Source organism: Aliirhizobium sp. YIM B11859 (assembly GCF_057163345.1).
Window position 1 is genome coordinate 916,675 of the sequence record NZ_JBXHAY010000002.1, and the last position, 23,348, is coordinate 940,022.

Below are 23,348 nucleotides of genomic sequence, written 5' to 3' on the forward strand. Positions count from 1 at the left end.
GGATTGGACTTGTTCTCGTCAAATCAATGCGATTATCAGGTGACTTACGATCATCCGCACGCATCGCTTACAATTGATCGAAGGGGAGGAGTATTTTCATGGATCGCAGGCAGTTCATCAGGAAGGCGACGACAACCAGCATCGGCGCCGCGGCGACGGCAGCACTCGTGGCGCCGCTTGCGGCACCAGCGATCGCGCAGGAAAACCCCAGGATCAACTGGAGACTGACGTCTTCCTTCCCGAAAAGCCTCGACATCATCTTTGGCGCCGGCAACGAGATCGCCCAGATCGTCAGCGACGCGACGGACGGCAACTTCACCATTCAGACCTTTGCCGCAGGCGAACTGGTGCCCGGCCTGCAGGCTGCCGACGCCGTTGCCAACGGCACGGTCGAGATGGCGCATACCTGCTCTTATTATTATATTGGCCAGGATCCCGCTTTTGCGCTCGGAACTGCCATTCCCTTCGGGCTGAATGCCCGGATGACGAATGCCTGGTTCCAGAACGGCGGCAATGAGCTGATCAACGAGTTTCTCGCGCCGCGCGGCCTCTTTGCCTTGCCCGCCGGCAATAGCGGCACGCAGATGGGCGGCTGGTTCCGCAAGGAGATCGTCACCATAGATGACCTGAAAGGGTTGAAGATGCGGATCGCGGGCCTTGCCGGTCAGGTAATGTCGAAGGTCGGTGTGACACCGCAGCAAATCGCCGGCGGCGACGTTTATGCCGCTCTCGAAAAAGGCACGATCGACGCTACCGAATTCGTCGGGCCTTATGACGACCAGAAGCTCGGCTTCGTCAAGGTCGCCAAATATTACTATTATCCGGCATGGTGGGAAGGCGGCCCGGCCATGCATGCCTTCTTCAACCTTGAGAAGTTCAATGCCTTGCCAAAAAGCTATCAGGCTATCCTGAGAAGCGCCTGCGCCTCGGCCAATACCAGCATGCTGGCCAATTACGACGCGCATAATGCGGTTGCTCTGCGCAAGCTTGTGGCTGAAGGCGCGATCCTGAAACCGTTCAGCAAGGATATCATGGAGACCTGCTTCAAGGCGGCGATGGAGGTTTATGCCGGGCTTTCCGCAAAAAGCCCGTCGTTCAAGAAGATCTACGATCACCAGCAAGCATTCAAGAAGGATGCCTATCTGTGGTCGCAGGTCGCCGAATACAGCTACGACACATTCATGATGATGCAGCAGCGCAACGGCTCGCTCTGAGCCTGCGGGTTCTGGCGTGAACGGTCCGGAGCATAGCTCCGGGCCTTTGTTTTTCCGGCCTACGAATACCGGCAGAAGGGAATTAATTCCCCTATTTCATTGATCTTGCCGCTCGGCGCCCCATATTAACGATATCGAAATTTCAATCGCGACCGCCGCGCCCGCATGTTTCGTGCCGGCAGGTTCGGGTGGACGTGTTGAATGCCAGTCGCTTCTCCTGACCGCGGATGTACCGGCAGTGAGTGCAGGCGACTGGTCCCGGAAAGGTCGGGTTTGCCCGGCCTTTTTTCGTTTATGCCGTCAGGTGTTTCAGATCTGAGAGGATATAGTTTGCAGGTTATCGTCAGAGACAACAATGTCGATCAGGCCCTTAGGGTCCTGAAGAAGAAGATGCAGCGTGAAGGCGTATTTCGCGAAATGAGGGCTCGTAGCGCCTACGAAAAGCCGTCTGAGCGGCGCGTGCGCGAAAAGGCCGAGGCCGTCCGGCGCATTCGCAAACTCGCCCGCAAGAAGATGCAGCGCGAGGGCCTTTTGCCGGCGCCGAAAAAGGCCGTGCATACGCGCTGAGCCGATCAGCATCGTTCCCAAGCCCCGCAAGATGCAAGTTCCAAAGCAAGGAAGAGATCATGACCGCGATCAAGGAAGAACTCCCGACCCCAGTTAAGCTTTCCTCTCGCGAAAAGGCAGCTGTCACCGATGAGATCGCACGATCCATCATTGCCGCCGAAGTGTCCGTGCGCGAGGAAAAGACCGAAAAGCTGCGGCTGCTCCGCCTTCAGCGTGAAGCGGCCGAAGCCGATGCCAAGCCGGCGCCGCGCAAGCGCCGCAGTACCAAGGATCACTGATCCCAAAAAGCCCGGCTTGATGCCGGGCTTTTGTTTGATGCCTCACGTTACGCAGGTTGGAGCTTTGCCTCCCGCTGGCGCGGCAGAGGCGGAAAGGCCAACGCGATCAGAGCTGCGGCGAGCCCGACCAGCGCAGACCCCAGAAACAGCCAGTTGTAATTGTCAAAGGCATCGAAGGCCCATCCGCCTGCCAGCGGGCCGAAGGCCATGCCGATGCTTGAGAGCATCGAGGCCGCACCCAATACCGTGCCAAGGATGTTCGTGCCGAAATAATCCCGCGCCAGAACCGCGTAAAGCGGCATGACACCGCCATAAGTGCCACCGAAGATGATCGCCAGCAGATAGAAATGGGTGATATCGGTCGCCATCGTATAGGCGGCAATCACCAGAGCCTGGATCAGCAGGCCAACCAGCAGCACCGGTTTCACCCCCAACCGGTCGGCGGCGAGACCGTAAAGAATGCGTCCGCCAAGTCCTGCCGCTCCCTCGACGCTATAGATAGAGACTGCGGCCATCGGCACCACACCGCAAGACATGGCGTAACTGACCATGTGGAATATCGGCCCGGAATGGGCAGCGCAGCAAGCGAAGAAGGTAAAGGCCAGAACCAGGAATTGTGGTGAGCGGAACAATTTTCCAAGCGGCATGCCGGCGGCTTCGGCATGCTGCCCGTCGACCGCCTCCTTCCCGGCAGGCGGATTGCGTACCAGAAGCATCGTCGGCAGAAGGATCGCCCAGGCGCCGATGCCGATGATCAGCATGGCGGTGCGCCAGTCGCCATATTCGGTGATCAGCCATCTGGCGAGCGGCGAGATGGTCATCGGCGCCATGCCCATGCCGGCGGACACCAATGACACTGCGAGGCTGCGCCTGGTATCGAACCATCGCATCGTGAGCGAAATCATCGGCGCCATAAAGGCGCTGGCCGAAAGACCAACCAGGCAGCCATAAACAATCTGGAAGGCGAGAAGACTTTGCGTTCGGCTTGCCAGAACAAGCGCCAGTCCGGCCAGAACGGAACCGATGAAGACAACAATGCGGGTGCCGAACCGGTCGCTTGCCGCACCCCACAGGAAGCTGCCGAGCCCCATGACGATGAAGTTGAGCGTCATGGCGCTTGAGATCGCCGCGTGCGACCAGCCGGTCTGAACGGCGATCGGCTCTAGGAAGACCGCAAGCGAAAACATCACGCCAACCGCCACACAGCCCATCAGGCCACCTGCAAACACGATCACCCAACGATAATTGCTGCTCATCCTGCCCTCCCCATTTTCGAGATCCTCCCGGCACATGAGAATGCCAGAATACACCATGGACGAATGGGCGGCAGGGTTTCCGACATCGGGCCGGGATATTCTTCAACAACAGCAGAAGGCCCCGCTCGGGCTTCAGTTCGAGCGAGGCCTTCCGAATTGTTCAAGTGGTGACGTCAGCTGCCGCTATTGGTCCGGTTGCTGCCGACATTGGCGTTCATAGACGACGTCTTGCCGTCGGCGCTCTGGCCGTAATATGTGCCACCAAGGTGGCCGCCGGAACTGGTATTTTCGACCTGCCGCTTGGCGCGTTTGATGGCTTCCTGAACGTTGCTTTTACTCATGTCTGTCCTCCAGCTTTGAGGGTTGGTGACATCGGACCAACCCTTTTCGGGCCAAACGGTTCCGAGATTTCTCCGCTCTTTATGCTTGCCCCTATTGACCAAAGTCTGTCGCCCGCCTATTTGGAAACGATCATTTCCTATTAGATAAAAGCTATGAGCACCGATACAGCAACCATGAACCGCCCCGCCGGACGTCCGCGCGAATTCGACGTCGACGAGGCGCTGGACAAGGCGGTCGCGGTCTTCAGCGAACAGGGTTATCACGGAACCTCGATTGCCGACCTGCGGGATGCGATGGGGCTGACGGCCGGAAGTTTGTACAAGGCCTTCAAGGACAAACATGCGATCTTTCTCGCAGCTTTCGACCGGTACAAACAGGTCCGCAACGGACTTCTGGACGATGAACTGGCCTTGGCATCAAACGGGCGCGACGGCGTCTACAGAATGTTGTCCTTCTACGCCGAGGGCGCATATGGCGAAGCCGGACGCCGCGGATGTCTGGCGGTGGGAACGGCCGTCGAACTGGCGATTTTCGACGACGAAGCCGCGCTCAGGGTCGGGCGTTCGATGGATCGCTTCGAAGAAACGTTCGAGGCGTTGCTACGCAGGGGCCAGGAGGATGGTTCCGTCAGCCGATCGATCGATGCGGGAGGGACCGCGCGGCTGCTGCTCACGGTCGTCCAGGGCCTGAGGGTTCTGGGCAAGACCAGCCCGAACCGTGAGCAAACTTTTTCCGTGGTCGACGTAGCGATGACGCTTCTCGACTGACCATCCTTCAGAATTTTTAAGGAACACCCCAATGGACAGCTCAACTGCGGCGCTCAAGGCGCCGGCAACCCATTCCCATATGACGGCAGGACTGACCTTCGTTATGGCGGCAGCCGCCGGCCTGATCGTTGCCAATCTTTATTATGCCCAGCCGCTTGCCGGCCCGATTGCGCAGGCCATCGGCCTGCCGCCGCACCTGACCGGCCTGATCGTCACCCTGACGCAGATCGGCTACGGTCTCGGCCTGTTGTTCATCGTGCCACTCGGCGATCTCGTCGAAAACCGCCGGTTGATCGTCGTCATGATCGCAGCCGCGGCCATCGCGATGATCGCTGCCGGACTTTCGACTGCCGCCATTCCCTTCCTTGTCGCCTCGCTGGCGATCGGGCTAGCCTCGACCGCGGTGCAGATGATCGTGCCATTTGCAGCCGGACTTGCGCCTGAGGAACATCGCGGCCGGGTGGTCGGCAATGTGATGAGCGGGTTGATGATCGGCATCATGATGGCGCGGCCGGTGGCAAGCTTTATCGCCGGCGCCACGTCCTGGCATGTGATCTTCTATCTGTCGGCCGCCGTGATGGTCGTGCTCGTGTTCATCATGGCAACGCAACTGCCGAAACGGGTGCCGCATACCAAGCTCTCCTATGGCGGACTGCTCGTGTCGCTTGGCACGCTTTATGCCACGCAGCCGGTTCTGAGACGCCGGGCCTTCTACCAGTTCTGCCAGTTTTCCTCGTTCAGTCTTTTCTGGACGGTGACGCCGCTGGTGCTTGCCGGCCCCGCCTTCAATCTCAGCCAGGCCGGCATTGCCATTTTCGCGCTGGTCGGCGTTGCCGGTGCCGTCGCTTCGCCGATCGCCGGACGGCTTGCCGACCGGGATCTCAGCCGGCCCGCAACCGCCTTCGGCATCGCGGCCGTCGGTGCCGCCTTCCTGATCACCCATATCGCGCCGGAAGGCTCGACACTCGCGCTCATCCTGCTCGGTGCTGCCGCCGTGCTGCTTGATTTCGGCGTGTCGATGACGCTGGTCATCAGCCAGCGGGCCATCTATTCGCTTGGCGCGGACCTGCGTTCGCGCCTCAACGGCCTGTTCATGGCGACCTTCTTCGTCGGCGGTGCGCTTGGATCCGCGGTCGGTGCCTGGGCCTTTGCCGAGGGCGGCTGGATGCTTGCCTCGGTGATCGGCATGGCGCTCTCCGCCATCGGCCTCACCTACTTCATGACCGAACGCAAGCCGCGCCATCACAAGGCCTGAGGTTCGGCAGCATCCTCGTTCACCGGATGCAGGTGGACGAGGGTCGCCATCTTCACCGAATAAAACGACCTCGATCGTGATCGAGGTCGAATGCCCGTGACCGGTCTTTCATGTTCATCCTCGTTCTCCAACCAGACGAGGCCTCCCATGACACCAAGGGCATTGTTTCTCACCTTTTCGTTTTTCATGCTTACCACCACGATCCATGCCGCCGAGCCTGTCGGCGTGCGCAGCATCAGCGTCGTCACCCCGACCTATCCGCGATCGCTTGCCGTGACGGTCTGGTATCCGGCAGTTGCGGCCGCCGGCCAGACTGCGGTCGGCGACGACAGGATTTTCGAAAGCCCCTCCGCGCAGAAAGATGCTACGATCCGGGAAGGCCGCTTTCCGCTCGTACTGCTTTCGCACGGGTCCGGCTCACGTGCCGAAGGCATGGGCTGGATTGCAGCAAGCCTGGCGGAAGCGGGATACATCGTCGCCGGCCCTAACCATCCGGGCACGACAAGCGGCGATTCCACCCCGGCAGCGACCCCGAAGATCTGGGAGCGCACACAGGATATTTCGACGGTCATCACCGCCCTGTCCGAAGACAAGCGCTGGGCATCATCGATCGACACCGGCCGTATCGGAGTTCTGGGTTTTTCGCTCGGCGGGGCGACCGCGCTGGAGCTTGCCGGCGCCCGTGGTGACCTTTCCGCCTATATCCGGTACTGCGATGAAAACCCGTCAATGATGGATTGCCGCTGGTTTGCCGGCGGCCGGGGTTATGCCGGTGGCGGCTTGGTCGATGTCGAACCTTTCAAGCTTTCCGATGTCGACACGACACGGTTCGAAGAACAGAACCGCGATAACCGCATCAGCTCCGTCGTCGCGGTCGATCCAGGCCTCGCCACCACGTTCCAGAAGGATAGTGTCAAGGCCATCGACGTGCCGGTCACGCTGATCAATCTGGGCAGCGTCGGGCATATTCCGCCGGCCGTGCTTTCCGATCAGCTGGCGAATGACATTCCCGGCGCCGCCTACGCGCAGGTCGATGGCGCCGATCACTTCAGTTTTCTGCCGGTCTGCAAGTCGGGTGCGGCGGCATTCCTGAAATCGGTCGGCGAAGTCGATCCGATCTGCGATGAAACGCAACGCCCGCGCAGAGACATCCACGCCGAACTCAACCGGCTGATCGTCGAGGCTTTCGGAAAAATGCTTGGTGCCGGCAACTGAGGTTACCGCGGAAGGCGTCCCGGCGTAATGCGAGCCGGTGCAAGATTAAACTGACGAAAGACCAGGCTACTCGTTTTTCGTCAGCCAATCCGCTTGTAGAACAGTGTTGTGTCGCAATAACCGCCCTGCGGCCACAATGCGTAATCGGGGATGACACCGACGCGCTCCCAACCGAGCCGCGGATAGATAGCCTCGGCGTCGCTGCCGGTTGCGGTATCCAGAACCAGAAGCGTACGGCCACGATTTGCGGCCTCCGCCTCGACAGCCTGCGTCAGCTTGCGCGACAGGCCAAGCCCGCGGGCCGAGCGATGCACGAGAAGCTTCATCAGGTCGCCGCGATGCGGCTGATTGGGTTTCGAAGCCAGCCCGATCTGCACCGTGCCGACCATACGGCCATCCACCTCGGCTGCGGCCAGAATGATGCCGCCCTTTTCCACCTCACCTGCAATATCGGTCCAGTAAACGATACCATCCTGCGGCGCGAAGGGCAGCATGAAGCCCAGCGATGCGCCGCCATTGATGCAGTCGGACAGAACTTCGCAGAGATCGGGAATGGCGGAGCGAGCGCTTGTCGCATCGAGAATGCGGATGGTGGCAGTCATGCAGGTTCCTCTTGATGTCATCGTCCGCGGTGCAGGATCACCGCATAACGCGCAGGCTTGTCGGACGGATTGTGGAATTCAAAGGCGTCGCCGATATCCATGAACAGGCAGTCGCCCGGCTGCAGCCGATGCGTGACATCGGGCAGAACCATGTCGAGCACGCCTTCGAACAGCCAGACGTGCTGGGTCATCACCCGGCTTTCTTCGCGTGGCGGAAAACTGACGCGGGCGCCGGCCGGAAACTCCACCTCGACGACATCGACCGGACTCGGCATGGCCGCCGGCGAGACAGAGCGACGCAGATAGCCGGTGGTTGGGTCGCGCCACAAGCGTTGCTGCGATCGCCGCGACAGGCGAGAAGACGACGGATCTTCCGGAGCGAAAAAGGCTGAGAGCGTCAACCCAAGCCCTTCGCAGAGCCTTGCGAGAAGCGCTGCCGTCGGGCTTGCCTCCGCACGCTCGATACGGGAGATCATGGCGCGACTGACACCGGAGCGATCGGCCAGCTGATCGAGCGTCAGCGCCGCCACCGTCCTCAGCGTCTTCAACCGCTCACCGATCGCCAGTTCTATTTCCTGATCTGCGCTATCCATCATAAGAGAATTTCACTCTCTTATGATGGAGTCAATATGCCGAACAAATGGTTCGGCACTTCCGATGGAAATTTCGACGCGGTGGCGTTTGTGCGATAGCTAACATGCCGCCTGATAGGTTATGGAGGCCAAACGTGCCGCACGAGAGACAGCGGCCTCCGGAGATTTTTCGCATGACGGGTCAGTCCAGTCAGTCCGTTCCGCAGGCTCATGTCGCGGCTTCGCCCTTTTCGATCGCCAGTATCATCGTATCCATGACCATCGCGGCGATCGGCAGCGGCATCATGGCGACCTATGTGCCCTTCGTACTGACCCAGAACGGCGAAGCGTGGGCCGCGCGGCTTGCGGTACCGGCCCTTGCCTTCGGCGGGCTGCTTGGCTGCGTGCTTGCCGGACCGCTGATCAAACGCGTCGGCCACGCCCGTCTGTTCGCCTGCTCGATGGCAATGGTCATCATCGGCGCAGTTTTGGTGGCAGCCGACCTGCCGGCTGCCTGGTGGATCCTGGCGCGCGCCATTTACGGGGCCGCATCCAATGTCAATTTCATCATCGCCCAGAGCTGGCTCAACCACGCGTCATCCAACCAATGGCGCGGACGGGCGATGTCGTTTTTCTACATGGCTTTCGTGCTGGCGCTCGGTGGAGGAGCATGGCTGTTCGGCCAGGTGCCGACCGACACCAATCTGGCGCCGCTGATCGTCGTGTTCGTCACTGCATTGTCTATCCTGCCTATCGGACTTACCCGGCTACCCAACCCACCGGCGCCGGCAAGCGTCAGCGTCAACGTCAAGATGGCATGGAAAATCTCGCCGGTCGGGCTTGTCGGCGTTCTGGCATCGGGCGGCCTGTCGATGGTGGTGCAGGGCTTTACTCCGATCTATGCGACGCTGAACGGCGTATCCCAGGGCGAAGTGGCGCTGCTGATGCTGGTCATGCAGACCGGGCTGCTGTTCATACAGTATCCGCTCGGGATCATTTCCGACCGGCTCGACCGCCGCGTCGTGCTGCTATTTACCTGCGGGCTTATCGTGATCGCCGGCATTGCCGCGTTGATGGTCTCGTTTACCACCTTCGTTCTGCTGATGATCGTTTTCCTCGTCTTCGGCGGGGCGGTGGAAACCGTCTATTCGGTCGCCAATGCCCATGCCAACGATCGTGCCGATCCGGGCGACTTCGTGCCTTTGTCTTCCACCCTGCTTGTCGCATGGTCGACGGCGGCCACGATCGTGCCGCTCGGCATCACCTTCCTCGCGCCGGTTTTCGGTCAGCAGACCTTCATCTACGCGATCATTCTGGTGGCGCTCGCCTATGGCAGCTACATCGTTCTGCGCCTCAAGGAACGTGGCCCGGCACCGGAAGACGAGCGCGATACGCATGGTGTAAGAAGCGCCCAGATGCCGAATGCAGCGATCATCACCGAGCCGGGTGCTGCCGAAGCGCAGGCGGAAGCCAAGGCCCAGGCACGCGAAACCTCGCCCTGATCGTCAACAAAGCGTTATCTTTCCCCTTTGCGGCAGGGATTCGCACTGCTATATGCGCGAACCATGAGCACCAATTCCCGCACGCCGCTTGACCATATCCGCAACTTCTCGATCGTGGCCCATATCGACCACGGCAAGTCGACGCTGGCCGACCGTCTGATCCAGACGACCGGCGGCCTTGCCGAACGCGATATGTCGGAACAGGTTCTCGACTCGATGGATATCGAGCGCGAGCGTGGGATCACCATCAAGGCCCAGACTGTTCGTCTGCATTACAAGGCCAATAACGGCGAGACCTATATTCTCAACCTGATCGACACGCCCGGCCATGTGGACTTTGCCTATGAAGTCTCGCGCTCGCTGTCGGCCTGCGAAGGTTCGCTGCTCGTCGTCGATGCGTCGCAGGGTGTCGAAGCCCAGACGCTTGCCAATGTCTATCAGGCGATCGACAACAATCACGAGATCGTCACCGTTCTCAACAAGATCGACCTTCCCGCCGCCGAACCGGACCGGATCAAGGAACAGATCGAGGAGGTGATCGGTATCGACGCTTCCCAGGCCGTGCTGATCTCGGCAAAGACCGGTCTTGGCATTCCCGACGTTCTCGAAGCGATTGTCCACCAGTTGCCGCCACCGAAAAGCGAAGCCGGTGAAAAGGGTCCGCTGAAGGCGCTGCTCGTCGACAGCTGGTACGACACCTATCTCGGCGTCATGGTTCTGGTGCGGATTCTCGACGGCGTTCTCGCCAAGGGCCAGACCATCCGGATGATGGGCACCGACGCCAAATACCAGGTCGAACGCGTCGGCGTGCTGACGCCGAAGATGCTCGCGGTCGACAGCCTCGGTCCGGGCGAGATCGGCTTCTTTACCGGCTCGATCAAGGAAGTCGCCGATACCCGCGTCGGTGACACGATCACCGAAGATAAGAAGCCGACGGCAAAAGCACTGCCGGGCTTCAAGCCGGCCCAGCCGGTGGTGTTCTGCGGTCTCTTCCCGGTCGATGCGGCCGATTTCGAAGATCTGCGGGCCGCGATGGGCAAGCTGCGCCTCAACGACGCGTCGTTCTCATTCGAAATGGAATCGTCCGCCGCACTCGGCTTCGGTTTCCGCTGCGGCTTCCTCGGCCTCTTGCATCTGGAAATCATCCAGGAGCGGCTGGAGCGCGAGTTCAACCTCGACCTCATAGCAACAGCGCCTTCGGTCGTCTATCAGCTGACCATGAGCGACGGTTCGGAACGCGAGCTGCACAACCCGGCCGACATGCCGGATGTCGTGCGGATCTCCGAAATCCGCGAACCCTGGATCAAGGCGACCATCCTGACGCCGGACGATTACCTCGGCGGCATCCTTAAACTTTGCCAGGACCGTCGCGGCATCCAGACCGAACTCACCTATGTCGGCAAGCGCGCCATGCTGACCTATGAACTGCCGCTCAACGAAGTGGTGTTCGATTTCTACGACCGGCTGAAGTCGATCTCCAAGGGGTATGCCTCGTTCGACTACCATCTGCATGGCTATCGCGAAGGCAATCTCGTCAAGATGTCGATCATGGTGAACGGCGAGCCGGTCGATGCGCTGTCGATGCTGGTCCACCGTTCGGCTGCCGAAAAGCGCGGCCGCGACATGTGCGAAAAGCTGAAGGACCTGATCCCGCGGCACATGTTCAAGATCCCGATCCAGGCGGCAATCGGCGGCAACGTGATTGCACGCGAGACGATCTCGGCGATGCGCAAGGACGTAACCGCCAAGTGCTACGGCGGCGACGCCACCCGCAAGCGCAAACTTCTGGACAAGCAGAAGGAAGGCAAAAAGCGGATGCGCCAGTTCGGCAAGGTCGACATCCCGCAGGAAGCGTTTATCGTGGCGTTGAAGATGAAGGACGATTGAGGGCAACAGGCGCATTAGCCTCGCCCTGCAGTAACCGGCTGGATTATGGCCAAAGCTTCCGGTTTCCAATCAAACGCCGCCTCCACGGGCGGCGTTTTGCATTCTGCGAAAGATCGCCCTTACCTGGCTGCCGTCTTCGCACGCGCCTTGCGGGCGATGCTTTCGGCGAAAAGCGGGGTTTCGCGGTGGTTATGGTCACCGCCTGCGGCCTGGCGCGCGGCAGCGGCCTGTTCGAATGTCTGGCCGTGCTTTTCGATGAAATCCATGAAGGCATCCGTCGGATGGCAGGTGACGCGATTGGTGTAACGGGTGCGGTTTGCGTCGATGGCTTCGCCGATCAGTTCCCAGATGACATTGACCTGCGTGCGCTCTCCCGTCGGCGTGAAGACGTCGGAGATCGAATTCATGCGGCAGTAGGATGGTGTCGCTTCTTCCGCGACGTAATGCTGGACCACGAGACCGGTCCCGATCTTCTCGACATTGATCGACATGCGGCGCCCGTCATCGGTCGTGGTCGAACCTGCGGAGATGTGATCCGGCGGGCAGCAGCGCTGATATTCGGCCTCGGGCAAATTGAAAAGCCAGTCGGCGATATCAATCTCGCCAAGGGGAATATCGATTTCGTGGGAATAGGCGGATAGGGAAAGAATCCTGTCGATCAGAACTTTCATTATGGCTTCCTTCAATCTGTTTTTCTCCGTCGAACCTCGCTCACGTCTGCGTATCGCGCTGGATGGGAGGGCCTGACTGGAGGGGGTTTCAGGCGAGCAAAACCTCCGTTCCGCTCGTGAGACAGGCTCTCATCTGCTCGCTTTAACCTCAATCATACATGGGGTTTGCAGTGCTATCCTTGGGTTTACTGACCAGGTTCCACGGTATGACGGCTGGTTCTCAGGAACGCCGATTTGGCTTGTGCTTCTGATGCCTGGCGATGGATGAGGTCTTCTGGACTGCCGTGCGCAATTGCCGCCACGGGCCGGTGTGATCGGCACGCCTTCCGTCTTGATTGCCACCTTTCGGCTGGCTACGACGTGATACCGTGAAATCCCGCCAGTCAGGACCGCTGCCCTTGCCGAACTTCCCCTTTTCCGAAGCAGACCCGATCCAGTTCTCCGGCCCGGCGCCGAAACGCTCGGACGTGGTGATCATCGGCGGCGGTGTGATCGGGGTCACCACCGCGCTTTATCTTGCGCAAAGCGGCGTGCAGGTCACGCTGGTCGAAAAAGGGCGGATCGCCGCCGAACAATCCTCACGCAACTGGGGCTGGATCCGCCAGCAGGGCCGCGATGCGGATGAGTTACCGGTCGTCATCGAGGCCTGCCGCCTGTGGAAACGGCTGGCCGAGGAATGCGGCGAGGAGATCGGCCTTCGACAGACCGGGGTGACCTATCTTGCCAATACGGCCAAGGATTTCGCCGGTTTCGACAGGTTCATGACGATCGCTGACCAGCACGGCGTCGATACGCGGTTGCTGAGTGCGACGGAGACGGCGGCTTTTATCCCCGGCATGTCGGGCAAATTCCATGGCGCGATGACGACACCGTCGGATATGCGGGCGGAACCGTGGCTCGCGGTGCCGGCGCTTGCCAGGCTTGCGGCACGCAAGGGCGCTACGATCGTCGAGAACTGCGCCGCGCGCAGCATCGACATTTCGGCCGGCCGGATCAGTGGCGTGTGGACCGAGGCGGGCATGATCGAGACGTCCAGCGTGCTGGTCGCGGGTGGCGCGTGGTCGTCGCTGCTGCTGCGTCTTCATGGCGTCTCCATCCCGCAGCTCAGCGTCCGCTCGACGGTAGCGGCCACCGAAGCGATGCCGGAGGTCCATATCGGAGCCGCGGTCGACGCGCATGTGGCTTTCAGACGTCGGCAGGATGGCGGCTATACGCTGGCGCCGGGTGGCGGGAGCTCCCTCTATGTCGGGCCGGACGCATTTCGGCACGCGATCAAATACCTGCCGGCCCTTTTCGACAATCCGTTCGGGCTGGGCTATCTGCCAGCCGCGCCGGGCGGTTATCCCGATGCCTGGTCGACACCGCGGCAATGGACGGCGGAAGAGCAGAGCCCGTTCGAACGGATGCGTATCCTCAACCCCGCCCCTTCACAGAAGGGACTGCGTTCGGTCGAACGGGAGTTTGCGCGGCTGTTTCCGGGTCTCGGTCCGGTTCGCCTGAAAACCGCGTGGGCAGGCATGATCGATGCGATGCCGGATGTCGTGCCGGTGATCGATCGCGTAGAGGCAATCGGCGGCCTTTTCGTTGCTACGGGCATGAGCGGCCATGGTTTCGGTATCGGGCCGGGCGTCGGTCGTGTTGTCGCCGACCTGATCCAGGGCAATGCCGTCGGGCATGATCTCACCCGCTTCCGGTTGTCGCGGTTTTCTGACGGAAGCCCAATCCGGCTCGGCCCGGCGCTTTAAAGAGACAGCCGTCCCGCCTGATCAAAAAGTCGTTCGACGGCCGGGTTTTTCGACGCTACCGGGGCGCAGAGGATGATATCGAATTCGGGAGGATCGATCAGCGGGCGGGAGATAACGGTTTTGCCGAGATCGCCGCAAAGCGATTGCGGGATGAGGCCGACACCCAGCCCCTCGCCCACCAGTCTTATGATCGTGTGCTGCAGGCGCGGTTCCAGCGCGAAATTCGGGATGATGCCGCCCGCCGCGCAATAGGCGCCGATCGCCGAGCGCAATGTCGGCACGACCGAGGCGGGTGCAGCGATCAGCCGTTCGGTCGCCAGCGCCTGCGGGCCGACCTGGTTGGCCGTGGCCAGGGGATGATCCGCATGGACAATCAGGCGCAACCGGTCGCGGGCTAGGAACAGCGTCTGCAGATGCGGCACTGACGGGTTTCCGAGGGTCACTGCGGCATCGAGCCGCCCTTCCAGCAGAAGCTCGTCGATATCGGTCGGCAACCGCTCTTCAAGCACGAGCCGCACATCCGGCACGGCGCCGGACAGGAGACGTACCAATTTCGGCACGATGGTCTGTGCCGCATACATGGTGAAGCCCAGTTTCAGCTCGCCCTTGACGCCGCTCGCCACCAGCCGCACATCGCGGCAGGCAGCCTCGAACCCGGCCAGTACCGCGCGGCAATCGTTGAGAAAATGCCTGCCGGCCACCGTCAGCGCGACATTGCGGGAATTGCGCTCAAACAGCCGAACGCCAAGCGTTTTCTCGATGGCCGCGATTTGCCGGCTGAAGGGCGGCTGGCTCATATTCATGCGTGCCGCTGCCTGACCGAAATGCAGGGTCTCCGCCAGGGCCAAGAAATAGCGCATGTGGCGCGTATCCATTCCATACCTCTAGAGCATTGATCTTGCATAACAATGACATTGGATTATATCGATCTTCCGCGATAGGCAATGAACACGACACATTCGAGCCGACCGCGATGCTGACCAACCTTCTTATCGTCCTGCCCATATTCGCCCTCATCCTGGCTGGCTGGATCGCCCGCAAGAGCGGAGCGCTCGGACCGGCGGCGACGCGTGAGGTCAATCGGCTGGTGGTCTATCTGGCGCTGCCGGCCCTGCTGTTCGACATCATGGCCAATGCAAAGATCGACGAGATCTGGCAGCCCGGCTTCATTGCTGCCTTCACCATCGGATGTGCCGTGATCTTCGGCGGAACCCTTTGGTGGCGGCTGGCAAAGGGGCGGCATCTGGCCGATGCCGCACTCGACGCGCTCAACGCAAGTTATGCCAATACCGGTTTCGTCGGCTTTCCGTTGATGCTCTCGCTGGTCGGCAGCACCGGCATGGGACCAACACTGATTGCGACGATCCTGACGGTCTGCGTGCTCTTTGCCGTTGCCATCATTCTGATCGAAGGCGGCCTGCAGTCGGAGAAACGTCGCCGTGACATCGTCTTCAAGACTTTGGCATCGCTGGCCAGGAACCCGTTGCTTGTCGCTCCGCTGCTTGGGGCGCTCTTCATGTTCTCCGGCTGGGCCTTGCCATCACCCGTCCACGCGTTTCTGAAGCTGCTTTCAGGCGCCGCCTCCCCTTGCGCCCTGATTGCGCTCGGGCTGTTTCTCGCAGGTCCGCAGGCCGCGGCAGCTGCAAATCGGCTTTCGACCATCGGCATCCTGGTCGCCCTCAAGCTTATCGCCCAGCCGCTGGTGACTTTTATCGTCGCGGGACCGATCTTCGGGCTTCCGTCGACTTCGGTACATATGGCGGTCCTGCTTGCCACGCTGCCGACCGGCACGGGCCCGTTCATGCTGGCGGAATTCTATAACAGGGAAGCAAGCCTGACGGGTCGCGTCGTGCTGATATCGACGATCCTGTCGGTCCTGACGATCTCGGCCTATCTGTTCATCGCTCAAGGCTGATGCAAGGCCCGTCCAACGCCCAAAGCAGGCCTGTCAATTCCCCAGTTTTCTGCAGTTAAGGCGCCGGGTTGATCCGATAACAGCAAAGAAGCTGCTAACTGCCTTGATGAAAGCTGCTCGCCTTTCGTTTACCGGTACCGTACGCTCACCCGAAAACCGCGATTTTCCGCTTGAACACCCTTTGAAAAGGGCGCTTCTGCTCCATATAAGCGGCGCTTATTCCATACTCATGTTTTTGGTGACTTAATGAACCATCAGGTCGTATCCGCCCATTGGCCGATTGGCGGAGGCGAGGCCGGGGAACTGGTCCGCGCATTCGACTGGTCGAAGACATCGCTCGGGCCCATTTCCGAGTGGCCTTCACACCTGAGGATCAAGGTCAATTCGATCGTCAACTCGCCCATTCCACAAGTGCTGATGTGGGGCGACGACCATGTGATGATCTATAATGACGGTTATATCGAGATCGCCGGCAATTATCACCCGCGGGCGCTGGGCGACACCGTCCCCGGCATCTGGCCGGAAATCTGGAACTGGAACAAAACGATCCTCGAGGCTGGCTTCCGCGGCGAGGTACAGTCCTTCCGCGACCAGTTGATGGTGCTGCATCGCCATGGCGAGCCCGAGAATGTCGTCTTCGACCTGTTTTATACGCCAATCTATGCGGAAAGCGGCAAGGTCGACGGCGTGCTCTGCACGGTGCTCGAAAATACCGACAAGGTGAAGGCCCTTGCCGAACTCGCCGAAAGCCGCGAGGAACTTGCCCGGCTGACCAATGCCTTGCCGATCCTGGTCGGCTTCATTGACCGCAACAGCACCTATCGCTTTGCCAATGAGGGCTACCGCGAATGGTTCGGCCTGCCGGCCGCCGATGTAATCGGCAAACATGTGGCCGACATTGTCGGCCAGGATTACTACAAGACCCGCATTCCCTTCATCAACAAGGCGTTTTCCGGCGATCCGATCATCCACGATACGGTGATCCGCCGCCCCGATGGAGAAAGCCGGACGGCGGAAGTCCGCTATGTGCCGCGACGCACCGCCAAGGGTGACATCGACGGCATCTATGTTCTGATCATCGACGTGGAAGGCCGCAAGCGGTCCGAGAATGCGCTCCGGCGCAGCAATGACCGGTTTCGGGCGGCGGTCAATGCCATCCATGGCGTGCTCTGGACCAATACTGCCGACGGCCGCATGCTGGGTGAACAGCCCGGCTGGGCGACACTGACCGGGCAGGCTCTCGACGAATACCAGAATTACGGCTGGTCGGATGCCGTTCATCCGGACGACCGCGCCGGGTCTGTCGCCAGCTGGCAAGCAGCCGTGGCTGCCAAATCCACCTATATCTGGGAACACCGGGTGCGCCGTCACGACGGCATCTACCGCACTTTTGCCATTCGCGGCGTGCCGATCCTTGACGCCGACGGCGAGATCGAGGAATGGGTTGGCGTCCATACCGACATCACCGAGCAGCGGGCGGCCGAATCCAGCCTGCAGGAACATGCCAGCAATCTTGAGCGCCAGGTGCGCCACCGGTTGCGGGCGGAAGAGCAGCTCAAGCAGCTGAACGAAGGGCTGGAGGTCCGCGTCGAAGCCGAGATCGCCGAGCGACGGCAGGCCGAACGCGCGCTGCAGCAGGCGCAGAAGATGGAATCGATCGGCCAGCTCACCGGCGGCGTGGCACATGACTTCAACAACCTGCTGCAGGTCGTCGCGGGCAATCTCCAGCTTCTCGCCAAGGATATTGCCGGCAATGAACAGGGCGAGCGACGGGTCGCCAACGCGCTTGCCGGCGTGTCCCGTGGCGCCAAGCTCGCAAGCCAGTTGCTCGCCTTCGGCCGCCGCCAGGCGCTAGAACCGCGAGTCATCAATATCGGCCGGTTTATTGCCGGCATGGACGACCTGCTGCGACGCTCGCTCGGCGAGGCGGTCGAGGTGGAAGTGATCGCCAGCGGTGGGCTGTGGAACACCTATGCTGACCCGACGCAGGTGGAGAACGCGCTGCTCAACCTTGCAATCAATGCCCGCGATGCGATGGAAGGCTCCGGCAAACTGACGATCGAAGTCGGCAATGCCTTCCTCGACCAGGATTACGCCCGCACCCATTCCGAGGTGGCAGCGGGGCAATATGTGATGCTCGCCGTCACCGATACCGGCTCGGGCATGACACCGGAAGTGCTGGAAAAAGTGTTCGAACCGTTTTTCTCGACCAAACCGGAGGGCAAGGGCACCGGGCTCGGCCTTTCGATGGTCTATGGCTTCGTCAAGCAGTCCGGCGGACATGTGAAGATCTATAGCGAGATCGGCCAGGGCACGACGGTCAAGGTCTACCTGCCGCGCTCGGTTGCGGACGAAGACCGCGAAGTGGTGATCCAGGGCGGGCCGGTTGTCGGTGGCACAGAGACCGTGCTTGTCGTCGAGGATGACGAGGAAGTTCGCAACACGGTGATCGAGACACTGACCGATCTAGGCTACCGAGTGCTGGCTGCCAAGGACGCACAGGCCGGCCTTAACGTGGTGGAAAGCGGCATTCCGATCGACGTGATCTTCACCGACGTCGTCATGCCAGGCCCGCTGAAAAGCCGCGAGATGGCGCGCCGCGCCAAGGAGCGTCTGCCGGGCCTCGCAGTTCTTTTCACCTCGGGCTACACGGAAAACTCGATCGTCCATGGCGGCATTCTCGATGTCGGCGTCGAACTGCTCTCCAAGCCCTATACGCGCGAGGCGCTGGCGCAACGCATGCGCCACGTGATCGCCAACCAAAGGCAGGCGGAACAGGTGACGGCCGCGCGGGCGGTTGCCGCCATGCCGGCTTCGGAAGACGCGCCGGCCAAACCGCTGAAGATCCTTCTGGTCGAGGATGACTTCCTGATCCGCAGCAACACTGCCGAGATCATTGTCGAACTCGGCCATGAAGTGATCGAGGCGGCAAACGGCCGAGAGGCGCTTGCCGAACTTGGCTCTGCTGCGATCGACGTGCTGCTGACCGATATCGGCCTGCCGGACATTACCGGTGGTGAGCTGGCAAAGCTTGCGGTCGGCCTGAAGCCCGGCCTTGCGGTGATCTTCGCGACCGGCGAGAGCCGTAAACCGGAAGGTGCTCCACCGGGCGCCGGCCTGCTCAGCAAGCCCTATGACGAAAGAGATATCGCCGCTGCGCTTAAAGGCATCCGGCAATAGGTCGCTTCATCCTTCAATGGAGCGCCGGATGCGGCAGATCGGACGGGGTAATCCACACCCGTCCGTCAAAAGCGATGTCGCCATGGTCGAGCTTGCGGGCAGCGATCGCCTCGATGAGACGCAGCTTTGAGCGGACATTTCCAATGCGGCTGTCATTCAGAACGCAGACCGCATGGCAAACTGCGTCCTCCTGCATCAGCAATAACGTATGATGGGAACTGTCGAGGATCTTTCCGGGCAATGTCACAAGCGTCATGCGCCTCTCCTTGCCAATGAGGGTCATGGACCGACGGTTTCAGCTGTCGGATCCTCTCCAGACAAGGTTAACAAATCGTTAACATCAAAAGCACAAAGACACCTTTTGCGCGCATCGAAAGCGGTCAAATAAACCCTGCGTCGAGCCCGCAACTTGTTGTATTATCAGGAAATTAACTTGGATACTCTATGTAGACAGTCACATTTTCAGTAACCCTCTCTCTTATTGAGGATAATCAAGTATGGCTTTGTTTCATTCCGGTTCAGACCAAGTCCTTTCAGCCCTCGATCTTTCGATGGCAATCATCGAATTCGATCTCGACGGCCGAATTCTCAAGGCCAACAAGAATTTCTGTGACGTGATGGGCTATCAACAGGCCGAAATCGTCGGAAAACACCACAGCATGTTCGTCGAGCCGGCTTATGCCAAGTCGCAGGACTACCTGTCTTTCTGGAACGAATTGAAGAAGGGAAATTTCTTCTCCAGCGATTTCAAGCGGATCGGCAAGGGCGGCAAGGAAGTCTACATCCGCGGCAACTATAATCCGGTGAAGAACAGTGCCGGCAAGGTGCTGAAAGTGGTGAAATTCGCCAACGACGTCACCGACACAAAACTTCATTCGCTCGACACCGACGCCAAGATCAACGCGATCTCGCGCGCTCAGGCGACAATCGAGTTCAAGACCGACGGCACGATCATCAGCGCCAACGAAAACTTCCTGGCAGCGCTCGGCTACACGCTCGACGAAATCGTTGGGCGCCCTCACCGGATGTTCGTCGACAGCGCCTTTGCCGCGTCTGCTGAATATGCGCGTTTCTGGGAACGGCTTCTGTCCGGCGAGTTCGTTGCCGGGGAATTCACCCGCGTTGGCAAGGGCGGGCGCCATGTCTTCATCCAGGCATCCTACAACCCGGTCTTCGACGACAACGGCCGTGTGATCAAGGTCGTCAAGTTCGCTACCGACGTGACCCAGCGGGTCGAGAATGTCGAGCAACTGGCCGCCTGTCTGACCAATATGGCCGAAGGCGACCTGTCCCAGGCGATCGATCAGCCATTCATCGCCTCGCTCGAAAAACTGCGCACCGATTTCAACACGGCATCGGCAAAGCTGCGCAATGCGATGACCAACGTTGCCGACAATGCCCGTGCGATCGCCGCCAGTTCGAGCGAGGTCCGGGTTGCCGCCGACGATCTGGCGCAGCGGACGGAACGCCAGGCCGCCTCGGTCGAACAGACGGCAGCGGCACTTGAAGAAATCACCACGACCGTCAAGGATTCCAGCCATCGTGCCGAAGAATCCGGCGCGCTGGTCAAGCGCGCCAAGACCGATGCCGACCATTCGGGCGAGATCGTCCGGGAGGCGATCAAGGCGATGGGGGCGATCGAGAGTTCTTCCCGCGAGATTTCAAACATCATCGGTGTCATCGACGAAATCGCCTTCCAGACGAACCTTCTGGCGCTTAATGCAGGCGTCGAAGCTGCCCGTGCGGGCGAAGCCGGCAAAGGTTTTGCCGTCGTTGCCCAGGAAGTGCGGGAACTGGCCCAGCGATCCGCCGGTGCCGCCAAGGAAATCAAGGCACTGATCACCGCTTCCAGCAACCATGTCGCTAGCGGCGTGGAACTGGTCAGCAAGACGGGATCTGCCCTGCAGCAGATCGGCGGGCATGTGCATCAGATTAATTCCGACATCGTCGCCATCATCGACGCGTCGCGCGAACAGTCTCTGGCGCTCGGAAACATCAATCAGGCGATCAACGACGTCGACCATGGCACGCAGCAGAACGCCGCCATGGTGGAGCAGCAGACGGCCGCCAGCCGTAGCCTGGCAAACGAATCGCAGGCGCTCTTCACCCTGCTCGAACAGTTCCGCTTCGACCAGACCGGCACCATGGCGGCTCGCACCGAGTCCCGCATGGCAGCACCTGTGGCAAGAGCCAAGGTCGCCGTGTCGAGGCCGACGCATCAGGCATCGCCGCGACCGCGTTCCGTCGGCGCGACGGCGCTGGCAGTCGAACCCGGCTGGGACGAATTCTGATCGATATAAACTTGAGGCAAGTCATCAGCCTGAACGCAAAAGGCCGCCCGCTCGATGAGCGGACGGCCTTTTTTCTATCCAATGATCATTTTACGGCTGCGAGCTACCCGAGCCACCACCCGTGGCCGGAGCCGAAGGAGCCGGCGTTGCAGGTGCCGGGGTCGCCGGAGCGGCCGGTGCTGCCGGAGCAGGAGCTGCCGGCTGTGCGGCAGGCGCCGTGGTCGATGACGTGGTAGTCGCATCGGTAGGCGAGTTACCCATCTGCGTCCAAACGAAAGCACCCACCACGATCACGGCAAGAACGGCCACCCAGCCCATCCAGGAAGAGCTGCTGCGAGGCTCCGCTGCCGGCGTGCGAAGATCAGACGGTGTACGAAGATCGGGACGATTGTCATTCGGATTCGGATCATAAGCCATTTTCGTTTCCTCCTTTTCCAGCCAATACAATGCCCGCAACCTCAGTTTGTTCCGTCCCGGTGCATTTCCTGTCGCTTCGGTTGTGGAAATGGAATTTGCCGGCGGAACGGGTTAGGACAGATATCCGAAGACGAAGCAGGCAGAAAGGGACCCGGCGCATGAGCAAAACGCGGATCGGCATTATCGGACTGGGCCGCATGGGTCGGGCGATCGCCACACGACTTGTCTCCGGCGGGTTTCCGGTCAGCGGCTGGAGCCGCAGCGGCATTCCCCAAAGCCTTGCCGACGAGGCCGGGATCACCAGCGCCGCAGATATCGGAAGCCTTGCACGCAACTCCGACATCATCATCCTTGCCCTGCTCGACGATGAAGCGGTGCACACCGTTATCGCCAATCTTGAAACGCTCGATCTTTCCGGCAAGCTGATCGTCGATACCAGCACCGTCAGCCCGCTCACCCTTGGCGCGCACCGGGCAGCCGTGGAGGCCGTCGGCGGACGACTGATCGATGCGCCGATCTCCGGAGGACCGGAAACTCTGCTTGCCGGAAAGGCGGGATTTTACATCGGCGGCGCGGACAGCGATTTTCAATGCTTTCTGCCGGTGGTGGAGGTGCTGTCCGACCGGATCCACCATGTCGGCGCACTCGGCCACGGTGCGGCGGCGAAGCTGATCAACAACATGATGCTGTCCGGCCTTTGGGAAAGCCTGAAGGAGGCCCTGCAGCTTGGCGCCAGGGCCGGCCTCAAGCGCGACAAGATGATCGATGTCCTCTCCGGCAGTCCCGCGGCAAGCCCGGCAATGAAAGGCCGCCTGCCGGTCGTGCTCGGAGAGACGGATCATGTCGGTTTTCCGGTCTCGGGCGTGGTCAAGGATTTGAGCGTGGTGCGCGACTATGCCAGGCAGATCGACCTCGCGATCCCGGCGATGCAGGCAGCGCTTGAAAGCTTCGAGGATGCTGCACGGGCGGGATTTGCCGACCAGGATCTTGCGACGATGGTGAGGCTTGCCCTCGACGAGGCAATGTCTGGGGGGAAGCCTGCTGCTGCGCCGGTGAAACCACAAATCACCATCCTTTACTGCACGCAGTGCAACTGGCTGCTGAGGGCCGGCTGGATGGCGCAGGAACTGCTGCAGACCTTCGGTGACGCGCTTGGGCAAGTGGGCCTCATTCCGGGCACCGGCGGAACATTCGAGATCCGCGTTGATGGCACACTGATCTGGGAGAGAAAGCGCGATGGTGGTTTTCCAGGGCCGAAGGAATTGAAGCAGCGAGTTCGTGACGTGATCGACCCTCAACGCGACCTCGGTCATCTGGACCGCCACGCACTGAAAAATGCCGCTGACGGGGACGCGTGAGCGGGGTCGGCAAAAGTTTTTCGGTAACTGACACAGAAACTTCAAAAACCCGGTTGACAGCAGAGGGCCACCCCCGTACATCGCTCTCCGTCGCCCAGATGGCGGAATTGGTAGACGCGCCAGCTTCAGGTGCTGGTACCCGAAAGGGTGTGGAGGTTCGAGTCCTCTTCTGGGCACCATTCCATTCTTAAGTCCTTGCCAGGACTTGCTTTATCCAAAAGCAAAATCTTGCATCGCCGCTTGCTTAACCAGCAGGCTGGCGGGCCTGATTTTAGCCGGATCGGCGCTGTGGCGCCATCTCGCGTGATCGGTCG

Annotated in this window: 21 protein-coding genes, 1 tRNA gene and 1 pseudogene; 15 read left to right on the forward strand and 8 right to left on the reverse strand. The window is 60.6% G+C overall.

Annotated features, from left to right (window positions below; genetic code table 11):
* The first annotated feature begins 98 nt into the window (after nucleotides 1-98).
* The 3 genes from AC2GXZ_RS10675 to AC2GXZ_RS10685 all read left to right on the forward strand — a co-directional run bounded on the left by AC2GXZ_RS10675 (nucleotide 99) and on the right by AC2GXZ_RS10685 (nucleotide 2,059).
* A complete protein-coding gene (locus AC2GXZ_RS10675; protein ID WP_483759122.1) occupies nucleotides 99-1,214 on the forward strand; it encodes a TRAP transporter substrate-binding protein in 1,116 nt (371 codons plus the stop codon).
* Between the two features lie 330 nt (nucleotides 1,215-1,544).
* Nucleotides 1,545-1,781, forward strand: a complete 237-nt coding sequence (gene rpsU, locus AC2GXZ_RS10680) for a 30S ribosomal protein S21 (protein WP_483759123.1) — start codon at nucleotides 1,545-1,547, stop codon at nucleotides 1,779-1,781.
* A gap of 59 nt (nucleotides 1,782-1,840) precedes the next feature.
* On the forward strand, nucleotides 1,841-2,059 hold the full coding sequence (locus AC2GXZ_RS10685; RefSeq protein WP_483759124.1) for a hypothetical protein: 219 nt from the start codon (nucleotides 1,841-1,843) through the stop codon (nucleotides 2,057-2,059).
* A gap of 47 nt (nucleotides 2,060-2,106) precedes the next feature.
* Here the strand turns inward: AC2GXZ_RS10685 and AC2GXZ_RS10690 are convergent, their stop codons facing one another.
* Entirely contained in the window at nucleotides 2,107-3,315 is a 1,209-nt protein-coding gene (locus AC2GXZ_RS10690) for an MFS transporter (RefSeq protein ID WP_483759125.1), read from the reverse strand.
* Nucleotides 3,316-3,488: 173 nt separating this feature from the next.
* Nucleotides 3,489-3,656, reverse strand: a complete 168-nt coding sequence (locus AC2GXZ_RS10695) for a hypothetical protein (RefSeq protein ID WP_483759126.1) — start codon at nucleotides 3,654-3,656, stop codon at nucleotides 3,489-3,491.
* Nucleotides 3,657-3,809: 153 nt separating this feature from the next.
* On the opposite strand from AC2GXZ_RS10695, the gene AC2GXZ_RS10700 reads away from it, so the two are divergent.
* The 3 genes from AC2GXZ_RS10700 (at nucleotide 3,810) to AC2GXZ_RS10710 (ending at nucleotide 6,894) form a co-directional block, all read left to right on the forward strand.
* Entirely contained in the window at nucleotides 3,810-4,424 is a 615-nt protein-coding gene (locus tag AC2GXZ_RS10700; RefSeq protein ID WP_483759127.1) for a TetR/AcrR family transcriptional regulator, read from the forward strand.
* Between the two features lie 31 nt (nucleotides 4,425-4,455).
* Nucleotides 4,456-5,679, forward strand: coding sequence for an MFS transporter (locus tag AC2GXZ_RS10705; protein ID WP_483759128.1), 1,224 nt, complete (start codon nucleotides 4,456-4,458; stop codon nucleotides 5,677-5,679).
* Between the two features lie 147 nt (nucleotides 5,680-5,826).
* Entirely contained in the window at nucleotides 5,827-6,894 is a 1,068-nt protein-coding gene (locus AC2GXZ_RS10710) for an alpha/beta hydrolase family protein (protein WP_483759129.1), read from the forward strand.
* A gap of 80 nt (nucleotides 6,895-6,974) precedes the next feature.
* On the opposite strand, the gene AC2GXZ_RS10715 is transcribed toward AC2GXZ_RS10710, so the two are convergent.
* Both AC2GXZ_RS10715 and AC2GXZ_RS10720 read right to left on the reverse strand, forming a co-directional pair.
* The gene (locus AC2GXZ_RS10715; RefSeq protein ID WP_483759130.1) at nucleotides 6,975-7,496 is read right to left on the reverse strand and encodes a GNAT family N-acetyltransferase; all 522 of its coding nucleotides are present in this window, start codon (nucleotides 7,494-7,496) and stop codon (nucleotides 6,975-6,977) included.
* Between the two features lie 17 nt (nucleotides 7,497-7,513).
* Complete coding sequence (locus AC2GXZ_RS10720) at nucleotides 7,514-8,092, reverse strand: helix-turn-helix domain-containing protein (RefSeq protein ID WP_483759131.1); 579 nt, start codon at nucleotides 8,090-8,092, stop codon at nucleotides 7,514-7,516.
* 170 nt (nucleotides 8,093-8,262) lie between these two features.
* Between AC2GXZ_RS10720 and AC2GXZ_RS10725 the strand changes: the two genes are divergently transcribed.
* Both AC2GXZ_RS10725 and lepA read left to right on the forward strand, forming a co-directional pair.
* Nucleotides 8,263-9,570: an MFS transporter gene (locus tag AC2GXZ_RS10725; RefSeq protein ID WP_483759132.1), complete on the forward strand. Its 1,308-nt coding sequence runs from the start codon at nucleotides 8,263-8,265 to the stop codon at nucleotides 9,568-9,570.
* 63 nt (nucleotides 9,571-9,633) lie between these two features.
* Complete coding sequence (gene lepA / locus AC2GXZ_RS10730; protein ID WP_483759133.1) at nucleotides 9,634-11,457, forward strand: translation elongation factor 4; 1,824 nt, start codon at nucleotides 9,634-9,636, stop codon at nucleotides 11,455-11,457.
* Between the two features lie 119 nt (nucleotides 11,458-11,576).
* On the opposite strand, the gene AC2GXZ_RS10735 is transcribed toward lepA, so the two are convergent.
* Complete coding sequence (locus AC2GXZ_RS10735) at nucleotides 11,577-12,128, reverse strand: hypothetical protein (protein WP_483759134.1); 552 nt, start codon at nucleotides 12,126-12,128, stop codon at nucleotides 11,577-11,579.
* 398 nt (nucleotides 12,129-12,526) lie between these two features.
* Between AC2GXZ_RS10735 and AC2GXZ_RS10740 the strand changes: the two genes are divergently transcribed.
* Nucleotides 12,527-13,873 carry an NAD(P)/FAD-dependent oxidoreductase gene (locus tag AC2GXZ_RS10740; protein WP_483759135.1) on the forward strand — a complete coding sequence of 449 codons (1,347 nt, stop codon included), beginning with the start codon at nucleotides 12,527-12,529 and terminating at the stop codon, nucleotides 13,871-13,873.
* Here AC2GXZ_RS10740 and AC2GXZ_RS10745 read toward each other — a convergent pair.
* On the reverse strand, nucleotides 13,870-14,733 hold the full coding sequence (locus tag AC2GXZ_RS10745) for a LysR family transcriptional regulator (protein ID WP_483759136.1): 864 nt from the start codon (nucleotides 14,731-14,733) through the stop codon (nucleotides 13,870-13,872). The genes AC2GXZ_RS10740 and AC2GXZ_RS10745 overlap by 4 nt on opposite strands.
* Nucleotides 14,734-14,846: 113 nt before the next feature.
* Between AC2GXZ_RS10745 and AC2GXZ_RS10750 the strand changes: the two genes are divergently transcribed.
* On the forward strand, nucleotides 14,847-15,788 hold the full coding sequence (locus AC2GXZ_RS10750; RefSeq protein ID WP_483759137.1) for an AEC family transporter: 942 nt from the start codon (nucleotides 14,847-14,849) through the stop codon (nucleotides 15,786-15,788).
* Nucleotides 15,789-16,034: 246 nt separating this feature from the next.
* Entirely contained in the window at nucleotides 16,035-18,968 is a 2,934-nt protein-coding gene (locus AC2GXZ_RS10755) for a PAS domain-containing protein (RefSeq protein ID WP_483759138.1), read from the forward strand.
* Nucleotides 18,969-18,981: 13 nt separating this feature from the next.
* On the opposite strand, the gene AC2GXZ_RS10760 is transcribed toward AC2GXZ_RS10755, so the two are convergent.
* Entirely contained in the window at nucleotides 18,982-19,224 is a 243-nt protein-coding gene (locus AC2GXZ_RS10760) for a hypothetical protein (RefSeq protein WP_483759139.1), read from the reverse strand.
* 241 nt (nucleotides 19,225-19,465) lie between these two features.
* On the opposite strand from AC2GXZ_RS10760, the gene AC2GXZ_RS10765 reads away from it, so the two are divergent.
* On the forward strand, nucleotides 19,466-21,259 hold the full coding sequence (locus tag AC2GXZ_RS10765; protein WP_483759140.1) for a methyl-accepting chemotaxis protein: 1,794 nt from the start codon (nucleotides 19,466-19,468) through the stop codon (nucleotides 21,257-21,259).
* A gap of 90 nt (nucleotides 21,260-21,349) precedes the next feature.
* Here AC2GXZ_RS10765 and AC2GXZ_RS10770 read toward each other — a convergent pair whose 3' ends face one another.
* Entirely contained in the window at nucleotides 21,350-21,676 is a 327-nt protein-coding gene (locus tag AC2GXZ_RS10770; protein ID WP_483759141.1) for a hypothetical protein, read from the reverse strand.
* A gap of 29 nt (nucleotides 21,677-21,705) precedes the next feature.
* Between AC2GXZ_RS10770 and AC2GXZ_RS10775 the strand changes: the two are divergent.
* The 3 genes and pseudogenes from AC2GXZ_RS10775 to AC2GXZ_RS10785 all read left to right on the forward strand — a co-directional run.
* Nucleotides 21,706-22,671, forward strand: a pseudogene (locus tag AC2GXZ_RS10775) (NAD(P)-dependent oxidoreductase); the annotation flags it as partial.
* Between the two features lie 27 nt (nucleotides 22,672-22,698).
* Nucleotides 22,699-23,034, forward strand: coding sequence for an Rdx family protein (locus AC2GXZ_RS10780; RefSeq protein WP_483759405.1), 336 nt, complete (start codon nucleotides 22,699-22,701; stop codon nucleotides 23,032-23,034).
* A 92-nt stretch (nucleotides 23,035-23,126) separates the two neighbouring features.
* Nucleotides 23,127-23,213 (forward strand) — tRNA-Leu (locus AC2GXZ_RS10785).
* Nucleotides 23,214-23,348: the final 135 nt, after the last annotated feature.

What these genes read in the sequence shown, in the direction of transcription:
- AC2GXZ_RS10750 (WP_483759137.1), top strand. Translation starts at nt 14,847, where the DNA reads ATGCTGACCAACCTTCTTATCGTCCTGCCCATATTCGCCCTCATCCTG.
- AC2GXZ_RS10770 (WP_483759141.1), bottom strand. Translation starts at nt 21,676, where the DNA reads ATGGCTTATGATCCGAATCCGAATGACAATCGTCCCGATCTTCGTACA.
- AC2GXZ_RS10720 (WP_483759131.1), bottom strand. Translation starts at nt 8,092, where the DNA reads ATGATGGATAGCGCAGATCAGGAAATAGAACTGGCGATCGGTGAGCGG.
- lepA (WP_483759133.1), top strand. Translation starts at nt 9,634, where the DNA reads ATGAGCACCAATTCCCGCACGCCGCTTGACCATATCCGCAACTTCTCG.
- AC2GXZ_RS10765 (WP_483759140.1), top strand. Translation starts at nt 19,466, where the DNA reads ATGGCTTTGTTTCATTCCGGTTCAGACCAAGTCCTTTCAGCCCTCGAT.
- AC2GXZ_RS10735 (WP_483759134.1), bottom strand. Translation starts at nt 12,128, where the DNA reads ATGAAAGTTCTGATCGACAGGATTCTTTCCCTATCCGCCTATTCCCAC.
- AC2GXZ_RS10695 (WP_483759126.1), bottom strand. Translation starts at nt 3,656, where the DNA reads ATGAGTAAAAGCAACGTTCAGGAAGCCATCAAACGCGCCAAGCGGCAG.
- AC2GXZ_RS10755 (WP_483759138.1), top strand. Translation starts at nt 16,035, where the DNA reads ATGAACCATCAGGTCGTATCCGCCCATTGGCCGATTGGCGGAGGCGAG.
- AC2GXZ_RS10715 (WP_483759130.1), bottom strand. Translation starts at nt 7,496, where the DNA reads ATGACTGCCACCATCCGCATTCTCGATGCGACAAGCGCTCGCTCCGCC.
- AC2GXZ_RS10780 (WP_483759405.1), top strand. Translation starts at nt 22,699, where the DNA reads ATGTCTGGGGGGAAGCCTGCTGCTGCGCCGGTGAAACCACAAATCACC.
- AC2GXZ_RS10745 (WP_483759136.1), bottom strand. Translation starts at nt 14,733, where the DNA reads ATGCGCTATTTCTTGGCCCTGGCGGAGACCCTGCATTTCGGTCAGGCA.
- AC2GXZ_RS10710 (WP_483759129.1), top strand. Translation starts at nt 5,827, where the DNA reads ATGACACCAAGGGCATTGTTTCTCACCTTTTCGTTTTTCATGCTTACC.
- AC2GXZ_RS10690 (WP_483759125.1), bottom strand. Translation starts at nt 3,315, where the DNA reads ATGAGCAGCAATTATCGTTGGGTGATCGTGTTTGCAGGTGGCCTGATG.
- AC2GXZ_RS10700 (WP_483759127.1), top strand. Translation starts at nt 3,810, where the DNA reads ATGAGCACCGATACAGCAACCATGAACCGCCCCGCCGGACGTCCGCGC.
- AC2GXZ_RS10705 (WP_483759128.1), top strand. Translation starts at nt 4,456, where the DNA reads ATGGACAGCTCAACTGCGGCGCTCAAGGCGCCGGCAACCCATTCCCAT.
- AC2GXZ_RS10760 (WP_483759139.1), bottom strand. Translation starts at nt 19,224, where the DNA reads ATGACGCTTGTGACATTGCCCGGAAAGATCCTCGACAGTTCCCATCAT.
- AC2GXZ_RS10725 (WP_483759132.1), top strand. Translation starts at nt 8,263, where the DNA reads ATGACGGGTCAGTCCAGTCAGTCCGTTCCGCAGGCTCATGTCGCGGCT.
- AC2GXZ_RS10685 (WP_483759124.1), top strand. Translation starts at nt 1,841, where the DNA reads ATGACCGCGATCAAGGAAGAACTCCCGACCCCAGTTAAGCTTTCCTCT.
- AC2GXZ_RS10675 (WP_483759122.1), top strand. Translation starts at nt 99, where the DNA reads ATGGATCGCAGGCAGTTCATCAGGAAGGCGACGACAACCAGCATCGGC.